This window comes from Polaribacter sp. PL03 (assembly GCF_033875165.1).
Lineage (GTDB): Bacteria > Bacteroidota > Bacteroidia > Flavobacteriales > Flavobacteriaceae > Polaribacter.
In genome coordinates, this window is record NZ_JAWZSV010000004.1 from 365,066 (window position 1) to 385,401 (window position 20,336).

Annotated in this window: 14 protein-coding genes; 3 read left to right on the forward strand and 11 right to left on the reverse strand. The window is 29.1% G+C overall.

All coding sequences use genetic code 11. The features are described 5' to 3' along the window. Positions 1–53 precede the first annotated feature (53 nt). Positions 54–5,054, reverse strand: a complete 5,001-nt coding sequence (locus SHK09_RS10420) for a PA14 domain-containing protein (RefSeq protein ID WP_319810715.1) — start codon at positions 5,052–5,054, stop codon at positions 54–56. A 160-nt stretch (positions 5,055–5,214) separates the two neighbouring features. Between SHK09_RS10420 and recG the strand changes: the two genes are divergently transcribed. Next, positions 5,215–7,311: an ATP-dependent DNA helicase RecG gene (gene recG, locus SHK09_RS10425; protein WP_319810716.1), complete on the forward strand. Its 2,097-nt coding sequence runs from the start codon at positions 5,215–5,217 to the stop codon at positions 7,309–7,311. Positions 7,312–7,325: 14 nt separating this feature from the next. On the opposite strand, the gene SHK09_RS10430 is transcribed toward recG, so the two are convergent. The 9 genes from SHK09_RS10430 to SHK09_RS10470 all read right to left on the reverse strand — a co-directional run bounded on the left by SHK09_RS10430 (position 7,326) and on the right by SHK09_RS10470 (position 16,855). Then, a complete protein-coding gene (locus SHK09_RS10430) occupies positions 7,326–8,123 on the reverse strand; it encodes an anti-sigma factor (RefSeq protein WP_319810717.1) in 798 nt (265 codons plus the stop codon). Between the two features lie 3 nt (positions 8,124–8,126). Next, on the reverse strand, positions 8,127–8,660 hold the full coding sequence (locus tag SHK09_RS10435) for a sigma-70 family RNA polymerase sigma factor (RefSeq protein ID WP_319810718.1): 534 nt from the start codon (positions 8,658–8,660) through the stop codon (positions 8,127–8,129). Positions 8,661–8,702: 42 nt separating this feature from the next. Beyond that, on the reverse strand, positions 8,703–10,661 hold the full coding sequence (locus tag SHK09_RS10440) for a hypothetical protein (protein WP_319810719.1): 1,959 nt from the start codon (positions 10,659–10,661) through the stop codon (positions 8,703–8,705). Continuing rightward, positions 10,651–11,742, reverse strand: a complete 1,092-nt coding sequence (locus tag SHK09_RS10445; RefSeq protein ID WP_319810720.1) for an exonuclease domain-containing protein — start codon at positions 11,740–11,742, stop codon at positions 10,651–10,653. Before SHK09_RS10445 ends, SHK09_RS10440 begins: the two co-directional genes overlap by 11 nt. A 25-nt stretch (positions 11,743–11,767) precedes the next feature. Continuing rightward, positions 11,768–12,436 (reverse strand): YggS family pyridoxal phosphate-dependent enzyme, encoded by a 669-nt coding sequence (locus SHK09_RS10450; protein ID WP_319810721.1) that lies wholly within the window; start codon positions 12,434–12,436, stop codon positions 11,768–11,770. 1 nt (position 12,437) lies between these two features. Continuing rightward, positions 12,438–13,676, reverse strand: a complete 1,239-nt coding sequence (locus SHK09_RS10455) for a DUF1015 domain-containing protein (RefSeq protein WP_319810722.1) — start codon at positions 13,674–13,676, stop codon at positions 12,438–12,440. 3 nt (positions 13,677–13,679) lie between these two features. Beyond that, complete coding sequence (locus SHK09_RS10460) at positions 13,680–14,630, reverse strand: D-2-hydroxyacid dehydrogenase (protein ID WP_319810877.1); 951 nt, start codon at positions 14,628–14,630, stop codon at positions 13,680–13,682. A 65-nt stretch (positions 14,631–14,695) separates the two neighbouring features. Further along, positions 14,696–15,769, reverse strand: coding sequence for a 3-phosphoserine/phosphohydroxythreonine transaminase (serC, locus tag SHK09_RS10465; RefSeq protein WP_319810723.1), 1,074 nt, complete (start codon positions 15,767–15,769; stop codon positions 14,696–14,698). A gap of 24 nt (positions 15,770–15,793) precedes the next feature. Beyond that, a complete protein-coding gene (locus SHK09_RS10470) occupies positions 15,794–16,855 on the reverse strand; it encodes an acyl-CoA reductase (RefSeq protein WP_319810724.1) in 1,062 nt (353 codons plus the stop codon). Positions 16,856–16,924: 69 nt separating this feature from the next. Here SHK09_RS10470 and SHK09_RS10475 point away from each other — a divergent pair, with 69 nt between their 5' ends. Then, entirely contained in the window at positions 16,925–17,275 is a 351-nt protein-coding gene (locus tag SHK09_RS10475; RefSeq protein WP_319810725.1) for a 4Fe-4S dicluster domain-containing protein, read from the forward strand. Positions 17,276–17,347: 72 nt separating this feature from the next. On the opposite strand, the gene SHK09_RS10480 is transcribed toward SHK09_RS10475, so the two are convergent. Then, on the reverse strand, positions 17,348–18,850 hold the full coding sequence (locus SHK09_RS10480) for a carboxypeptidase-like regulatory domain-containing protein (protein WP_319810726.1): 1,503 nt from the start codon (positions 18,848–18,850) through the stop codon (positions 17,348–17,350). 153 nt (positions 18,851–19,003) lie between these two features. Here SHK09_RS10480 and ychF point away from each other — a divergent pair, with 153 nt between their 5' ends. After that, positions 19,004–20,095 (forward strand): redox-regulated ATPase YchF, encoded by a 1,092-nt coding sequence (gene ychF / locus SHK09_RS10485; protein ID WP_319810727.1) that lies wholly within the window; start codon positions 19,004–19,006, stop codon positions 20,093–20,095. The last annotated feature ends 241 nt before the right edge of the window (positions 20,096–20,336 follow it).

The following is a 20,336-nucleotide window of genomic DNA, read 5'->3' on the forward strand; positions in this document are numbered from 1 at the left end:
GGTGTTTAAAATATAATATTTTAAACACCTTACTTAGTACTATCTAATAAATATTACTTTTTAAGTACTATTTTTTTACTAATTAAACCTTTATCAGTTTCAATATTTACTATATAAATTGTTTCAGGTAATTCTTTAATTTTTAATTTATTTTCTTGGTTCGTGTTAAAACTATTCCAAGATTTAATTTCCAGACCTAATAAGTTGAACAATATTACTTTATTAATTTGCAAGTCGCCTTTATTTTGTACTACTAATTCTTTGTTAGAGTTATCTAAAAACACTGTTAGTTCCTTATTTAAAGGATTAATTATTTCGTCTATAGTTAATGTAGTGTCTTCTTTAAAAACTATTGAAAACCTATTTGTATACGTACCTTTTTTTAATTGAATTGCTATTTCGTTATTAGATAATAAGTACGTTTTATTGTTTAGTTTATCTTTTAGAAATACTTTATGACTAATGGCGTTAATTTCATCAATTTTTAAAACATTTGTACCATCATAATTTATAATAACATCAAAAGGAACTTCTAAATCATTAGATACTTCTTGGATACCAGTAATTACATATTTGCTATCATTATTCGGAAACTTCCAATAAATATCAGTAGTTCCTATATCATTTATTTCACTATCATATCCTTTATCAAAATTAGAAGTGTTGTTTTTGCTAAATGAAACACCAATTTGTCTGTGTAAAACTTCTGCTTCATCATTTATAAAATCCATTCCTAATTTTATATAAGGAAGCCTATTATAATCTCCATTACTATCTTTTTCGCTAGCTACTTTTTTTTCTGATTTAAAAAAGACAGCATTACCAGAAGTAGTTGTAATATATTGTCTTTGGCTATTGTTAAAGACGATTGTACCTCCGTCTGAATCACCTCCAATAAAAAAACCTTGTCCTACAGGAATATAGGTTCCTGGTGTTTTGTATAACGAAGCGTCTGTACCAGATGAAGGAGCACAAGAGATATCACCATCATCATCACTAATTACAATATTGTCTAAATAAAGATCATTAGAATCTTCAGATTCTAAACGTATAGTAGAGCCAACAGTAATACACTCGTTTATAATAAAACTAGAAAAATTTGAGTTTCCAGGTAAATTATACGTGTTAATATTAATACCATTTACTATTAATTTAAAAGATTTACCCGCAGTAGATAAGTAGTTTAAAGAAACTTTATCTGTTGCTTTAGTAATTTTATTAAATTCTATAAAGCTAAGAGGATTGTTTAAATTTATTACGTCTTTAGAACTTACAGTTGAGGCAGTACCATTTGTTACTGCTTCTTCAGATTCTAATGTAATATTATAAGCTCCTACGCTTGCTTTATTAATGCTTGAAACAGACATAGATAGATTTAAAGTAGCATAACCACCAACATAACCATTATAATAATGTCCTTTAATAACGGTACTTGTGTCTTCTTCACCTACATGATCCCAGAAATATAAACTACCATCAATAGAATTAATATTGTCTATTATAAATTTTAAACCATTTAAAGCAGAGGGAAAAGGGTTTCCTAATAAGTACGATTCACTTGGGCCAACAGACGCGGTAAATTCTCCATCATTAGGAGTGCCGTAAAACGTGTAATTCTGAGCGATTCCTGGTCCTTTAAAAATAAAACCATCACCTGGTGCAATTGTACCGTCTTTTGATTTTTTAACCCAACTAGCTCTTGTTCCTCCAGAAGTAGCAAAAGTATAAATCCATCTATCTGCAATATTAATAGGAGTGGCAACACTACCATCTAGACCTGCTACAAAATTTATGTTCCTAGCAATATTAGAACTTCCAGCACCAACAGTGCTTGTGTGTGATGTTGGGTTTGTACCATCTTTAAAAACAGATGCTACAGAATATGTAGCGTTTCCGTTTGTTCTCACTGGAGATCCCATATAATTATATCTATAAATACTTGCAACGTCAGATTTTTGATCGATAAATAAAGTACCATCACCAATAATAGTAGAGGCTCCTGTATGTGTCTGAATTAATTGACTAGTACCTATCATGCGAATTTCTGCATCCGTAAAAATGTTGATATCATCTGTTACCACTAATAACTGATTGTCTAATGACAAAATATTAGATCCTATGACTTCTAACTTTCGAGCACTTAAGCTTGCACTTTCATGTTTATAATTCTCACTTATAAATACGCTTCTCGATCTATCTGGGTAACCATTGCTCCAAGATGTACTTATTCGATTCGTGTTTCCAAATCTATGCAAACCTAACAAGGTATTTGCTTCTATGTTTACACCAGATGTAATTTCAGATATAAGAGGATCATGCGGGTGGCGTAAGAAATTATTGAACAATACAGAGATATTATCATCAATAAAAGAAACCCATTCATTAGATGTAAATGTCTTATTAGGAGCTGTAATTTCATCTATTCTAACAAAAGATGTTTTGTCTGTTAAATTCTGAATTACATCGATGCGGCTTTCCCAAGCAATTGTATTATTTGCTTTTCCGCTTCTAGATAGAGTTATAATATTATTGGTTGTATTAAAAGCAGTAACACCAGTATCTGTAATTATTGATGTTCCAGTTTTAACTTGTGCAGTAACAGAACTTGTAGCTGAGAATAATACGGAATTACCGCCTAATATTTCAGATGAATTTGCTATTGTAGCAATTCGAGAAGTAGTATTTCCATTATCAAATAAATTAATAGTGGCTGCATTTGGTACTACAATTTTTGAGTTGTCTTTATTAGTAACTTCTATAATTTTTTCTGAACCATTCCAATAGACTTGAGTAATTAGTGCTGTACCACAGCCATTTTTTGTTTTATCTAAAGCATAGGTGTTGTAATTTGTAATTGAAAAAGCATTGATATTTGTAGCAGAAGTAGAGTCGTTATTTTCTAAACTATTAGCAAATCCATTTGAGCCTACTAAATCTTTTGTTATATCAATAATAGCATTCTCCGTATTATCTGTAATACCGTCGTTTGCATTAATTGCACTTGTATTTAGAACAGAATTAGTTGCAGCTTCTAATGCATCTGGGCAACCATCATTATCTGAATCTAAATCTAAATGATTAGGAACACCATCTAAATCGGTGTCACAAAGCGCATATAATTTATTAAAAGGAAGATTTCTTTTAGATATTGTAGGAGATGAATAGCGCACACTAAGGTTTTCTCCACCAGTATTTTCAAAAAATAATACTGTTATTTTATATAAACCAGGAGAAAGAGATATTGTTCCAGCTCTTTCTTGAGAACCATGATTACCATCATTATCTACTATTTCTACTCCATTTATTAGTAGTTTAGAGCCATCATCTGAAGTTGTGAAAAAGGTATAAGTTTCTGTAGTTTCAATCTTTATGAATCCATTATAACGAACACTAAATCTTTCTCCATCTCCAGGAGTTACTAGTGCAAAAAGTGCATCTACATTAAATTCTGTAGCAGTACCAATAGCGGTAGCGCCAGTTGTAGGAATATTGTCTACGGTAGCACCTGACGGTAAAAGGTCGTAAAATTCATAATTTAAACTACCAACACAGCTACTTAATTCTACCAAATCTAAAACACCATCATTATCATCATCTATATCAGAAATATCTGAAATGCCATCTCTATCGGTGTCTTCATCGAAACGAATATCTCTATAATCGACATCACCAAAAAAAGAATTTACATCATTATCTGTATCTGTAAAATTATCAGTTTGGGTATTATCATACTCACCATTAACATCTGTATAACCATTATCTATATTGCCTGTTTCTATATTATTAACCAATCCGTTTACTCCTAAAACGCCAGTAACTTTACCAATACCATCGTTTGCTAAACCACTTCCAGATTCAATAACATCAAAAAGGCCATCACCATCTGCATCTAAATCTAAATAATCTGGTTGTGTATCTGGATTAGAATTTAGAATTACATCTGTATTCCTGGTAGATAAACCTATAGAACCAGCACCATTAGAATTTCCGTTTGGTGTACTGTCATAAGCATTGTCTAACCCATCATTATCACTATCTAAACCAGAAGGAGCAATATAGCCAACTGTAGATTGCGCTTCTATATTATCTGGAATACCATCATTATCTGAATCTAAGTCTAAAGAATTTAATATTCCATCGTTATCAAAATCATTATTACAAGGAGATGAAAACACAGAAAAAGGAATCTCTCTTTTACTTATTGTAGGAGTAGCATATCTTACAATTAACTCTTCATCACCAGTGTTTTCGAAAAATAATACTGTTATTGGGTATACTCCTGGGGTTAAAGTAATAGTACCAGACCTTTCAGTTAAAGCATGGTTACCATCATTATTAACTACTTCTATGTTGTTTATAAATAATTTAGAACCATCATCTGAAGAGGTGTAAAAAGTATACGTTTCTGTTGTAGATATTGTTATGTCACCAGTATATCGAATACTAAATGTATTTCCATCTCCAGGAGTTATTGCTGCAAATAATGCATCAACATTAAAATTAGTAACATTACCAATGCTTGTAGCGCCAGTTGTTGGTATATTATTAGTTGTAGCACCAGAAGGTACGCTATTGTAAAATTCATATTTTAAACTTCCATTAGCACAAAAATCTATTTCTTGTGTATCTAAGATTCCATCGTTATCATCATCTATATCTGCAGTATCTAAAATTCCATCATTATCAGTGTCAGACATCGCGTCAAAACTCTTACTTTTAGTAGTTAAGTGTTTTGTTTTATTTTTTATTGTTGAAGTAGTTGTCTTAGAGTCATATATTTCATCAGAAAAAATATTGAATGTAACCGCATTTGACAAATTAGAAGTTTCTAAATTTGTTAAATTTACATTGTAACTATCTGTTGGACTAATATTTGTTATTTCTCTGTTTCCTAATTGAAAGTTTAAATTAGGTTGAATATTTGTTCTTTCTTTTTGACTAAATAAAGGCGTAAAAGATAAAAATATTAAAAAAATACTGATGTAAATAGTGTTATGTAATTTAAAACAAGACGCTTCACTAAACGACTTTGCTTTTACTTTATATTTATTCATATTGGAGGATAGAATGCTAAAGTACAAATATTTCTCTTTTTACTCTATTTTCTAGTTAGTTAAACGGAAGTTTTAACATTATTTTATATAAATAATGAACTCTTTTAAGTTGTGTTTATTATTGAGATTTCTGTATTTTCGTATTCTATAATTTTTAAAGTTGAATTTAGACTACCCCATTACATATATTAACGGAGTTAGTGTACAGAGAGCAGCGCTTTTGTACACAGAACTTGGTATAAAAACGTGTAATGATCTACTTAATTTCTTTCCTTTTAGATATATTGATAAAACAGCTTTTTATGCTATAAAAGACTTACAACCAAATTCTTCTGAAGTACAAATTGTTGGTAAAATTACACGCGTAAAATCTGTAGCACAAAAAAGAGGAAGTAGGTTAGTAGCAACGTTTCAAGATGCCACAGGTTCTATGGAATTGGTTTGGTTTAAGGGACAAAAATGGATTAAAGATGCTTTAAAGATTAACGAACCTTATGTAGTTTATGGCAAGTTGAACCATTACAATGGTAATTTTAGTATTCCTCACCCAGAGTTAGAGTTGGTTACAGAATATAAAAAGAAGTTGCAAACTAAAATGCAGCCTGTTTATCATTCTACAGAAAAGTTAGTGAATTCTGGTGTTTCTAATAAGTTAATGCGTGGTTATGTGCAGAATGTTTTTCAGCAGTTCTTTGAAACAATTACAGAGAGTTTATCTTCTGAAGTTATAACAGATTTTAAATTGATGTCTAAACGAGATGCACTACTAAATGCTCATTTTCCAAAAAATCAAGAAAATTTAGCAAGAGCAGAATATCGTTTAAAGTTTGAAGAATTATTTTTTATTCAGTTACAATTATTGCGAAAGAAGCTCATCAACAAAACAAAGAACAAAGGTTATGTTTTTGAAAACGTTGGTGCAATTTTTAATGAGTTTTATGCAGAAAAACTACCATTCGATTTAACTAATGCACAGAAAAGAGTTTTAAAAGAAGTTAGAAAAGATGTTGCTTCTGGTGCACATATGAATAGACTTTTACAAGGAGATGTTGGTTCTGGTAAAACAATTGTAGCTATTTTGTCTATGCTCTTAGCAATAGATAACGGTTTTCAAGCTACAATTATGGCACCAACAGAAATTTTGGCAAATCAGCATTTTGTAGCTGTATCAGAACTTGTAGAAGGAATGAATATAAAAGTTGATATTCTAACAGGTTCTGTGAAAATAAAAAAACGTAGAGAAATTCATCAAAATTTAGAAGACGGAACATTACATATTCTTGTTGGTACACATGCGTTATTAGAAGATAAAGTGAAGTTTAAAAATTTAGGAATTGCTATTATTGATGAACAACACAGATTCGGAGTAAAGCAAAGAGCTAAATTATGGGCAAAAAATGAATTACCGCCACATATTTTGGTAATGACAGCAACACCAATACCAAGAACTTTAGCAATGTCTGTTTATGGAGACTTAGATATTTCTGTAATAGATGAATTACCTCCAGGAAGAAAAGAAGTAAAAACTGTACATCGTTTTGATAGTAACAGATTATCTGTTTTTAAATTTATTAGAGATGAGATAGATAAAGGAAGGCAAATCTATTTGGTTTATCCTTTAATTGAAGAATCTGAAGCCATGGATTATAAAGACTTAATGGATGGTTTTGAAAGTGTATCAAGGGAGTTTCCGCTACCAAAATATCAAATAAGTATTGTTCATGGAAAGATGAAACCTGCAGATAAAGAATTTGAAATGCAGCGTTTTGTAAAAGGAGATACGCAAATTATGGTTGCAACAACAGTAATAGAAGTTGGTGTTAATGTACCAAATGCAAGTGTTATGATTATTGAGAGCTCAGAACGTTTTGGACTTTCTCAATTACATCAATTAAGAGGAAGAGTTGGGCGAGGAGCAGACCAAAGTTATTGTATTTTATTATCTAGTTATAAATTATCGCCAGAGGCAAAAACGCGTCTAAAAACAATGGTAGATACAACAGACGGATTTAAAATTGCTGAGGTAGATTTAAAATTAAGAGGACCTGGTAATATTATGGGAACGCAACAAAGTGGAGTTTTAAATCTTAAAATAGCAGATGTTGTTAAGGATTCTAAAATTTTAGTTACTGCTAGAAATACTGCAATTTCAATTTTACAAGAAGATGGTAATTTATCTAAAGAAGAAAACTTACCAATTAAAAACGCATATATAAAAATGACCAAATCGTCTAAGATTTGGTCAAATATAAGTTAAACTATTTTTGTCTTTTATGGTGTAGAAGCAACCACGGCTCCTAAAGTATATAATTGTTCTAATGTTGGCGAAATACTACCACCTTCATTTTCTAAAGTAATACCAAAAGCTTCAGATTCATTCGCATTATCTATAGTAAAAATCTTATTAGCATCTGCTGTAAATGTATCTATTGTACCTAAACTGGTAGGTGTTAATGGACTCATTTTTAAAGACCATACTTGGTAAACTTTCCCTTTTGGTGGTTCTGGTAAACCTTTAGCATCTAAATAAATACTTTTTGTTTTCTTGTCCCAGTAAACTTTTGCATAAGAATTTGGTGAAACAGCTTGTCCTGCTAAAGGAACAGAAATTATGTCTTTATCTCTAAAAACTGTAATTAGTTTTTCTGCTTCAGCTAAATTATTCGAAGCATTTTCTATTTGCTGTTCTAGTTGTTGTTTCTCGCTAGCAACTTGTTCTTTTAATTTATTATTCTGTAAAAGAGACCAAATTAACGTACTTCCTATAAGTATAGTTGCTGCCCAACCAGAGTATTGTAACCAATTTGTTTTTGGTTTAGCTATAGAAATTACTTTTGTTTCTTTATTGTTGTTATTAATTTCTTTTTCTATAGTCGAAAAAGAATATTTTAAGTCTTTTTTTGCAGCAGCAGTTAGTTTTACGATAGCACTTTCTATTGATAAAACTTCTTTTAAAAGTACAGGGTTTTCTTGAATAGCCGTGTACACTTCTTCATTCTCTTTCTCAGAGAGTGAACCTGCAACGTACAGCTCTAAAATTCCGGATTCTATGTAGTTTTGTATATTCATTTCTTAAGCTCCTACCATTGTTCTTAATTCTGCAATACAATTTCTATTGCGCGTTTTTATAGTACCAAGTGGTATGTCTAATTCTTCTGAGGCTTCTTTTTGTGTGTAGCCTTTAAAGAATAATAACTCGATTACAGACTTACATTTGTCGCCAAGTTTTTTTACAAACTCTTTAATACCTATAGCATCTGTAGAATTGTCTAGATTATCACTTGTTTCTAATATATCTACGAAAAAATCTGAGTTAAGGTTTTGTTTAGATTGTTTAAACTTCTTAGAACGCGTGTAATCTATAGCTGCATTTCTAGCTATATTTAATATCCACGTAAAAAAACGACCTTTTTTAGAGGAGTAAGAATCAGACTTATTCCAAGCTTTTATAAATACATCTTGTGTAATTTCTTGTGCAACGTCATCATTTTTAACAATTGTGTTTACAACACCAGAAATACTATTACAATACATATTGTATAGTTTTTCATATGCCTTAACATCTTTTTGTTGAAATTGTAATATTAATTGTTCTAATTTATCCATACTTATCGCTAAAATATAGTTTTAATATTCAAAAGATCAATTTTATTCTATTTTTTTCTTTTCAAGAATTAAATAAGAATTTTCTGCTATAATAATTTGTTTAAAGAACTCTTTTAAAGAAAAATACTCATCACTAGAATATATTCTTTTTTTAATACTTAATCTTGTAAAAAGAGTTATAATATTATCTTTAATTTTAGCATTTAACGTAAATACACCTCCGTTGTTAGGTAGTGCAAAAGCCCTATTTTTTGGAAACTGTGTAATTGTGTAATTTTTTGGAATTTCTAAACTTAAAGAAAAGTTTCTTTTTGTTGGGTATGCAAAATCTACAGGATAAAAGCGTTCTTTTAATTTAAAGGGATTTTCCTTTATACGATCAAACAAAAAAGGATTAATTCTAATTTTAGAACTTAAACTTTCATCTTTAATAATTTTTATTTTAAAATTTTCTAATAGTGGTAGTTCAATATCTTCTATTATATTGTTTTTATAACTTTCAACTTCTAAATCTATATTCTCAGATTCAAAATCTTCTAAATAAGTTTCTTCTGTTACATTGGCTATTTTTTTTCTTTTATCATATGCGTAATGCCCATCTCTTCTTATAAATAGAGTCCCATTAAATTCACTTTCTTCATTTAAAGTTAATTTAGCAATTGTGGTTCTTACAGATGTTTTATTTGGTTTTAAAGTAACCCAACTTCCTTTACTATCAAAATTTATAATTCTAGCTTCACCATTTAGTGTTCTTATTGGTAATTCTGCAAACGGAATAAATTTGTCTGTAGCGTCTAAAAAATATTCTTTATCATTTATTACAGCTCTAACAATTACATAATTATAATCATATATTATTGGATACAGTTTTGTTGGAATACCATTGTTTCTTGTAGACAGAACAACTAAGTTTACGTCTAAATCTGCTGCTTTTAAACTATTATAAAGAGAGATATTTATTTCATCAACTCCACCAATCTTTTCATCAAAGGCTTTTTTTACTTTTGCGTCTTCATTAGTCCAATAGTTTTTATTCCAAGTAAAATGATTTTGAATAAAAGAATAAACTTTTTTTGCTTTTTCTAAATTGTTCTCTGTATTTAGAATACTGTCTGGAATTCTTTTCTTAAAATAATTTTTCTTTGAAGTTTGATTGTTGAAAAATACACTTTTAAGTTTTTTATCTGCTTGTTCCCAGGTAGTTGTATATTTTTCTACTGGTCCTTTAGGGCTTGTAAAAGATTCTAAATCGAAAGATAATCTCGATAAATAATTCTTCTTATTCAACATGTAAGACTCTTCTTCAAAAGCAGGTACGTTATACATTCCATAAGAATAGATAGCGCATGCACCATGACCTAAACCATCTATAAAAAGACACTTTTTCTTTACAGAAGGTTCGTTTTTGTCTAGACTTAAGAACCCAATAATTCGAACATTATATTTATAATTACCTAAAACAGCAGCGTCAAACTCACTTTTAATTTTAGGAATATTAGATTGGAAAGGCCAATCTTCTATACCAGAGTATGGAGATAGTACGCTGTAACTATATTCGATAACACTTCCTACCTTAATATTTGATAGTGTAAATTTCTTTGTAGACCAGTTTTCATTTTCCTTCGTTGTAAAAACTGCGCTTTGTAAAAGAATATTTTTTTGAATTTTTCCGTTAGAAATATTATAAGTAATTGCCTTTAAGTCTTTTATTCTCTTCTTTTTGTATATACTTAATGCTACAGTAGATAAGTTAAAAGCAGATTTGTCTAATATCTTTATACGATAATAAAAATCTGTTCTTGTTTCATTATTATTCTCTGTATCTAAATATACATTTGCATGTTCATATAAAACTACGGCACCTGCAGTAGAATCTTTTTCATAAACAGTCATTTTTAATTCCTCTAGTGTAGTTTGCCCCATTTTAGAAGACTTGTCTTCTTGTGAAGTTAATGCAGCTGTGTATAAAATAATGAATATTAATAGTAGCTTACTTTTCATTTTCTAGGCGTAAAATTTTTTGCACATTGTTCTTATTTAAGTAATCTTTTACAATTGCTTTTGCTAAACTTTTGTCTTCTATTGGTGTTAAAATAGATTTAAGAATGTCTAATCTATTTTCTTGATATGCTAAGTTTGTGTATCCATAACCAAATACCTCTTTGTTTAAAACAAGAATAACAGCATGTTCTTCTATTTCTCTTCCTTTATCAAAAATTATAAAATCTTCACTATTAAAATCTTGTAAAAAAGGTTTTCTTACTTTTTTAAAGTTAAATTTTGGAGATAAAATATCTAACTCTAAGTAATATTTTAAACGTGTAAATAAATCATTACCTGTCTTTTCATAAGTAATAGATTCTGCTCTATCTTGTATTTTTACAGCCCTTTTAGTTTCTTTTAAAAACAGTTTGTTTACTTCTGTTTTTATATTTTTTCCTCGTCCTAGATATATTACTTTTCCTTCTGAATCATGAATGTAAAATACACCAGATTCTTTAGGCATAGCTTCTAGTAATTTTTGATATTTTTCTTTTTCAACTCTTTTATCGTGATACTTTACAGAATCTTGAATAATGGTTTTATTAATATCTTTTTCTAGTAGTAATTTAAATAATTGCACAGTTGCTAAAGCGTCTCCAGAAGCTCTATGTCTATCTGTCATAGGAATTCCTAATGCTTTTGTTAGTTTACCTAAACTGTAAGATGGTTGGTCTAAAATTAATTTCTGACTTAATTCTACGGTACAAAGTGTGTTTCTGTTAAAGTCGTAACCTAAACGATCGAATTCTGTTCTTAAGATTCTGTAATCGAAAGAAGAATTATGTGCAACTAGCGTGCAATCTTTACTAATTTCTATAATTCTTTTGGCTACCTCATAGAACTTTGGTGCATTTACTAACATTTTATTGTTAATTCCTGTAAGTTGCACAACAAATTTCTGAATTTCTTTTTCAGGATTTACTAAGCTAATAAATTGATCTACAATATTATGTCCGTCAAATTTATAAATGGCAATTTCAGTAATGCCTTCTTCATTAAATTTTCCTCCGGTGGTTTCGATATCTAGTATTACGTACAAATTCTTTTTCTTAAGTGGCAATTTATTAATTATAATTTCTATTACCAAATATAGAACTTCCTACGCGAACCATAGTACTTCCATTTTCAATTGCTAAATTATAATCTGCGCTCATTCCCATAGAAAGAATAGTAAGCTCACAATTAGCACTTTTATTGGCTGTTTTATGTTTTTGAAAAAAGTTTTTTAATAATAAAAATTCTTCTTGTAATTGTTCTTGATTCTCTGTAAATGTTGCCATTCCCATAAAACCAACAATTTTTATGTTTTCTAATGTTGTTAAATCATTCGATTGCAAGATACTCTCAATTTCTTCAAAAGATAGCCCAAATTTAGTTTCTTCTTTAGCAATTTTGGCTTGTAGTAAACAATTGATAATTCTATTGTGTTTTTTTGCTTGCTTATTTATTTCTTTTAGCGTTTTTAATTTATCAACTCCATGAATTAAATCAACAAAATGAGCCATATATTTTACCTTATTACTTTGCAAATGACCAATCATATGCCATTTTATGTCTTTTGGTAAAACATCAAACTTTTCTGCCATTTCTTGTATTTTATTCTCACCAAAAATACGTTGTCCAGCATTATAAGCTTCTTGTAAATCTACTACAGGTTTAGTTTTAGAAACTGCAACTAAAGTTACATGTTCTGGTAAACTAGCTTTTATATGTTGTAAGTTTTTAGTTATCATATTAGAATTCATAAATGGTTAAAGCGCTTCTTAATTTGGGTTCTATGTAAGTTGTTTTTGGAGGCATTAAAAAGCCAGCATCTACAATGTCTTTTATTTCTTCTATTGTTGTTGGCAGCATACCAAAAGAAACTTTAAACTCACCAGAATCTACCTTAGTTTTAAGCTCTAAACTATCAGATTTGTCTTGAGAATAAACAATTTTAGAATCATTTCTAATATCCTCTATACCTAATATTGGTTTTAAAACGGTACTGTAAAGAATATGAGCATCTAATTTACTTAAACTATCTGTAAAATTATATACAGATTTACGTAAATATAATGAATAAAATTCACCATCTAAATACATGCTAAAATGATGCTTTTCTTTTGGTTTATATAATTCTTGACTCCTATTTTCTATCCTGAAAAAAGTGTCGAGTTCCATTAAAAACTCTTGAGGTGTTAAGTTATTTAAATCTTTAATAAATCTATTAAATTCGTAAATACTTAATTCACTTTCTGGTAACAAATAGCTCATAAAAAAGTTATAATCTTCATTACCAGTGTGGTTTGGGTTTTCTTCTGCCAATCTTTCTGCTAATAGGCAAGAAGACGTAGATCTATGATGGCCATCTGCTATGTATAAGGTATCGATATCTTTAAAAGCTGCAATTATTTTTTTTATATCTTCCTCATCATTCACTACCCAAAGTAAATGAGAATCTTTATCTGTTGTAGAGAACTCGTATTCTGCTCTTTGTTGCTTGTATTTTTTAATTATGGAAGCAATAACAGCATTATCTGGATACGTTAATAGCACTGGTTCTGCATTAAAACCAGTGTTTTTTAAGTAGTTTTCAAATAATAATTCTCTTTCTTTTAAAGTTCCTTCGTGTTTCTTAATTATATTATTATGATAATCTTCTACGGAAGTCGCAGAAATTATACCGCAGAAAGAATTTGTAGTTGTGTTTTTCTGATAAATATAAAATGCAGCTAATTTATCTTGTGTAAAAATTTGATCTTCTTTAAATTCTAAATAACGATTATGCACCAATTTAAAGCGAAGCTCTCCACGAACATCTTGTTTATGATATTTATAACCAGGGTTAATTACATGTAAAAATGTGTAAGGATTAAAAGCTAATTTAGAGTTTAGCATTTCTGGAGTATAAATTTCGTATGATTTAGAAGAAACCATTGCTACTTTATCTCTAGACGCTCTAACGGCTTTAAAAGGTTTTACAATTGCCATATTTTAGCTTAAAAGCTTAATAATTTGTTGTGCTAATTCGGTACCAATTCTTTCTTGAGATTCTTTAGTGTTTCCACCAATATTGGGTGTTAAAGAAATTTCTGGGTTCATTAATAATTGAACAGCTGGTGTTGGTTGTGTTTCGTAAACATCTAAACCAGCAAATTGTATTTTACCACTTTCTATAGCTTGTACTAAATCTACTTCGTGTAAAATTCCGCCTCTTGCAGTGTTTATAATACCTACACCATCTTTCATTTTTTCGATTTCACTTTTTGTAATTATGTAATCGTCTTGTGGTGGTACGTGTAAAGAAATAAAGTCTGCTTCTTTTAGCAATTCATCTTTAGTAATTGTATCGATATTAATCGTTATTTTTTGTCCGTTAAAGAACTCAATTGCTATTGGTACGCTCGTAACAACTTTATCGGTTGCAACTACATTCATACCTAAACCTAAAGCAATTTTAGCTACTTCTTGGCCAACTTTTCCAAAGCCAATAATACCAATTGTTTTTCCTTTTAGCTCTATTCCATCAGAATACGCTTTTCTTAATTCTTTAAAACGAGTATCTCCTTCTAAAGGCATTTCTCTATTAGAAGAATGAAGAAATCTTGCCAAACCAAATAAGTGAGCAAAAACTAATTCTGCAACAGAGCTAGAAGAAGCTGTAGGTGTATTTATTACATGCAAACCTTGGTCTTCTGCGTAGTCTACATCTACATTATCCATCTCAACACCACCAAGACCAATTAATTTAATACTAGGGCAAGCATCTATTAATTCTTGTCTTATTTGTGTTGTGTTTTTTACTAAAATTGCATCAATATTATTTTCATTGATATAATTTTCTAACTGATTTTGTGCAACTTTTGTTGTAAGTACTTCAAAACCTCCTTTTTCTAAAGCGTCAATTCCGCTTTGAGAAATTCCATCATTTGCTAATATTTTCATCATCTATTCAAAACATTCAAAATTTAAATATTTAAAAACTATTATATTTTTAAATACTTAAACATTTATATTAATTTTTTCTTTCTTTCTAATTCTTGCATTACATCCACTAAAGTTTGCACGCTATATAAAGGTAAAGCATTGTACATACTTGCTCTGTAACCACCAACACTTCTATGACCGTTTAAACCGTTAATTCCTGCAGCAACCCACATTTTATCAAATGTTTCTGTTAAAGAACTATCTGTTAATGTAAAAGTAGCATTCATAGTACTTCTGTCTTCTTTTGCTACAATTCCTTTAAAAAGAGGATTCCTATCAATCTCTGCATATAAAAGAGCTGCCTTTTTATTATTTACTTCTTCAATAAATTTAATTCCGCCTAAATCTTTTAACCATTGTAATGTTAACATAGAAACATAAACGGCAAAAACAGAAGGAGTATTAAACATACTGTCTTTATCTATATGAATTTGATAATTTAACATAGAAGGAATATGTCTTTCTACTTTTCCTAAAATTTCTTCTTTAATAATAACCAAAGTAGCACCTGCAGGTCCCATGTTTTTCTGTGCACCAGCATAAATTAAATCGAATTTTTCGAAATCTAACTGGCGAGAAAAAATATCTGAACTCATGTCACAAACCAACGGAACATTCGTTTCTGGAAACTCTTTTATTTGAGTACCTGCAACCGTGTTGTTACTTGTACAATGAAAATAATCTGCATCTTCTGGTATTTTATAACCTTTAGGTATATAATTGTAGCCTTTGTCTTTAGAAGACCCAACTTCTACAACTTCGCCAAAAGCTTTTGCTTCTTTAATAGCTTTATCTGCCCAAGTACCAGTATTTAAGTACGCAGCTTTTTTGTTTAATAAATTATAGGCAACCATTAAAAACTCTAAACTAGCACCACCTTGTAAAAACAATGCTTTGTAACCTTTATTTTCTAAGCCTAATAACTCTAAAGATAAAGATCTCGCTTTTTCTATAACAGCAACAAAAGATTTACTTCTGTGAGATATTTCGATAAGAGATAAATTGTCATCATTAAAATTAAGAATTGCATCAGAAGCTTTTTGTAATACTTCTTGTGGCAAAATACAAGGACCTGCACTAAAGTTATGTTTTTTCATTTTATAGTTAGTTGTTGTGTTGTTCTATATTTTTGATAAAAATTCTAGCGTGTTAACTCCATCTGCATAATCCCATAATTGTGGATTTTGAGTTTCACCAAAAGCAATTTCGTTTTCTAAGAAATCTCTGGCAACAATACATTGAATTTTATCTTTATCTTGGTGTAACTTTATCTTTAAATCGATTTCATTGTCATAATATTCATAAAAAATTGTGGCAATAGGAGAGGAGTAGCTTTCATCTTCCTTTATCATTAAGAATCCGTTTTCTAACAAATCGAACAAACTCATTAAATAAACGGCCTTATTATAATCGTAATTATTGGCGTATTTCGCATTATTAATGATGTCTTTTTTAACAAACATACCATTGAAGAAATTGTTAAAATCATATCCTTTTGGTACATAAATCTTAGAAACAGATCTACAGCCCAAACCAAAATATGTAAAAACGTCTTCTGCTAATTTTTGTAAATCTTCCTCAGTTTCTTTTCCATTAAAAACAGCAACAGAGTTTCTACTTTTTCTAATAATATTTGGCTTGTTTTTAAAATAATATTCAAAATAACGAGCAGTATTATCACTTCCGGTAGCAATTACAGCATCAAAATTTTCTAATTTTTGTTCTGTAAAAGTTATGTTTCCTTTAAAACTAGTTTCTACATATTCTAAATACTTCGCTAAAAAAGGAAGTAAATGTTTATCGTTAGAAGATTGTTTTACTAAAACTGAATGCCCCGAAATTAAAACAGATAAAAAATCATGAAAACCAACCATAGGTATATTTCCAGCCATAACAATGGCTACCTTTTTTGGATTTTCAATATTTATTTCGTTTTTAGAGATCCATTCTTCTAAATTGTTTTTTGTTAACGATTTAGACCAACTTTCTAAGGCAAATAAAATATTTTCTTGGGTAAACCAAGAGTTATTTTCTTGCGCAATTTTAATTTGATGTTTAAAGCCATCAAAAAATAAATCATTATGCTCAATATTAGCTGCTTTTTTTATGTTTTCTACAGAAAACTGACCTAAAAAGGTACCTAATTTTACAAAAGCAGTAATTCTATTTTGAATACTATCCATTTATTTTGGTTGTAACTATTATTGGCGTTATTTTTGCAATTGCAAAGGTACAAAACACAAAAGAAAATTATGGCAATTATAATAACAGATGAATGTATAAATTGTGGAGCTTGTGAACCAGAATGTCCTAACACTGCAATTTACGAAGGTGCAGATGATTGGAAATATTCGCAAGGAACAGATTTAACAGGAAAAGCAGTGTTACCAAACGGTAAAGCTGTTAACGCAGACGAAGATCAAGAACCAATTTCTGATGAAATATATTACATTGTTGCAGATAAGTGTACAGAATGTAAAGGTTTTCATGAAGAACCACAATGTGCTGCAGTTTGCCCTGTAGATTGTTGTGTGCCAGATGAAGACAATGTAGAAACAGAAGAAGAGTTGTTAGAAAAACAGCGTTTTATGCATAACGAATAAGGTTTTCTTATTTTTTTAGCATGAAATACTAATTTATAATAAAAAATCCCGAGTGTTATACTCGGGATTTTTTTATTGATATTTTTTCAAATAATCTTCAATTAATTTTCTGTTCTTCCAATTAGAAGCTAGATATGTTTCTTTTGAAATATACTTTTTAGATTCCTTAAAATCTCCTTTTTTAAAATCTAAAATAGATTCTTTAGCAACAAGAACTGTGTTGTTTAGTAAAATCTCGTTTGTTTCGTTCATTATTAATTCAACTTTAATATTAAATTTTAATTTTTCTTTCTTTTTAGAATTTTCAATAAACTTTATTGGTCTATTTATATATGCGTAGTTTTTAATAGTATTTTTAAAATAGGAAGCATACACTTTACCTAAATGATTCTTTTCATAGAGGAGTAAAGTAGTATTTTCGTTTTCAGAATATTTAATACCTAACAACCATTTTAAGTTTATATGTTCTCCTCTTTTTCCTTTTGCATAATTGTAAATTAGTTTTTTTACAGTAAAGCTATAAGGTTCTACATATACTTTTCCAGAAAATTTAGCTTTAGATTTTCTTGGGCTAAAAGAAATTACATATACCTTTTGGCTGTTAATAGTTTCATTTTTTTCTAATTTAAGATTGTAGTATTTGCCATTTAAAAAGTTTAATTCATTTTCATTATTAAAGAATAAGCCTTTTTTCTCAGCATCAATGGCATTACTTGTTATTCTATATTTGTTAAATGAGTTCTCTTTTTTTATAGAATCACTTTTTAAAGTTAGTTCTTTAAAGGATAGAGAATCTTCTACTTGAAATAAACCTGTTTTAATTTTATATGTTTTATCATTCTTTAAATGTTTTAAAATTATATTTTGAAGTTTTTCTTGAATATTATGTATCGTTAGATCTTTACCAATGGCATTTTTCTTATAACCAATAATGCCATTTACTCTTTTAATTTTAAGCTTCTTGTTGTTTTTTGTGTTTAAAACTTCTTTTGAAGAGATATCGCCATTAAATTCTTTTACAAATTCCGGACTTTTAGTCTTTATATCTTTTGAGAATTTTTCTAATTCGCTTTGTGCTAAATTTCTGTTTTTTCGACTCAATAAAGAACTAGATTTTAAATCTAATTCTAGTTGCTGAAAATCCATTTTTTGTTTTTCGTAGACATAGAAATTTTGTTTTACAGCTTCAGAAATATAATTCTTTTTCATACTGTCTACAGTTTTTGAAACTAAAGATTCTAAGGAAATTTTAGCAATATTTAATTCAATCTCTTTTAATTGATTTACTTCTTCGGTTAAATAAACAGTAAAATTTAATATTTTTAATTGATTCACAGAAAAAGTTTGTGTTTCATAACCTAAAAAAGAAAAAGTAATTGTTTTTACATTTTTTAAGTCAATATTAAACTTTCCATATTTATTAGAAGTAGTTCCTGTATTTATATTAGTAGCAATAGCAACGTTTTCAATTGGTATGTTTGTGTTCTTTACAAATATTTTACCCGATTTTTTTTGTGCGGAAAGAGTTAGATTTACAAAGAATATTAGGTAAATTAAGAGTCGTTTTTTATTCATAGAATTTTTATTTTTAGGAAATGTATCGCATTTTTTTATTCCTTAATAAAAAGACATTTAAGTTTAACAAATTATTATATTTGCATTCTGAAATTTTATGAAAGATTAACTTAATTTAAGTTAATTCTTTTTGTTCTTTAAATTTACTTATACATGAAAGCTGGAATTGTAGGATTACCAAACGTAGGAAAATCAACTTTATTTAACTGTTTATCAAATGCAAAAGCGCAAAGTGCTAACTTTCCTTTTTGTACAATTGAGCCAAATTTAGGAGTTGTAAATGTACCGGATACACGTTTAGAAAAGTTAGAGGAATTAGTAGTTCCAGAAAGAGTTCAGCCTGCTACTGTAGAAATTGTAGATATTGCTGGTCTTGTAAAAGGAGCAAGTAAAGGAGAAGGTTTAGGAAATCAGTTTTTAGCAAACATTAGAGAAACAGATGCACTTTTACATGTTGTACGTTGTTTCGATAATGATAATATTATTCATGTAGATAATTCTATAGATCCTGTTAGAGACAAAGAAACAATCGATATAGAATTACAATTAAAAGACTTAGAAGCAGTAGAAAAACGTTTAGAGCGTGTAAAAAGAACTGCTAAAACAGGTAACAAAGAAGCCCAAGCAGAATTAGTAGTTTTACTTAGAATAGAAGAAACTTTATTAAAAGGGATTTCTGTAAGAACTTTAGAATTTACAGAAAAAGAAATGGAATTTGTACAACCATTGCAATTTATTACCTTAAAACCAGTGTTATATGTTTGTAATGTTGATGAAGGTTCTGCAGTTTCTGGTAACGCATATGTAGATAAAATAAAAGAAGCTGTAAAAGATGAAAACGCAGAAGTTATTGTTTTAGCAGTAGGTACAGAAGCAGATATTACAGAGTTAGATGATTACGAAGAAAGACAAATGTTCTTGGCAGATATTGGCTTAGAAGAAGCAGGTGTTTCTAGATTAGTTCGTTCTGCATATAAATTATTAAACTTACAAACGTATTTTACCGCAGGTGTAAAAGAAGTTAGAGCTTGGACAATTCCTATAGGTTCTACTGCACCACAAGCAGCAGGAGTAATTCATACAGATTTCGAAAAAGGTTTTATTAGAGCAGAAACAATTGCTTATGAAGACTTTGCTACTTATGGTTCTGAAGCAAAAGTAAAAGAAGCTGGTAAAATGAGAGTAGAAGGTAAAGAATACGTTGTTAAAGATGGAGATGTAATGCATTTTAGATTTAACGTGTAAAAATATATATACATAAAATTTGTTGATATTTATTGTATAGGCGTTATTTACAAAAAAAAGAGCAATTTTATTGCTCTTTTTTTTGTTTTAAAAAACCAAAGAGTAATTTTAAACGTACGTATTGTAGGGATAATACTAACTTAAAAGCGCAATAAATTTTACAAGTTAAATTATTATTTTGTTAACAATTATATATGGAAATTATATTAATTTTGCGCACCCAAAAAAAAATGTTTGGTAA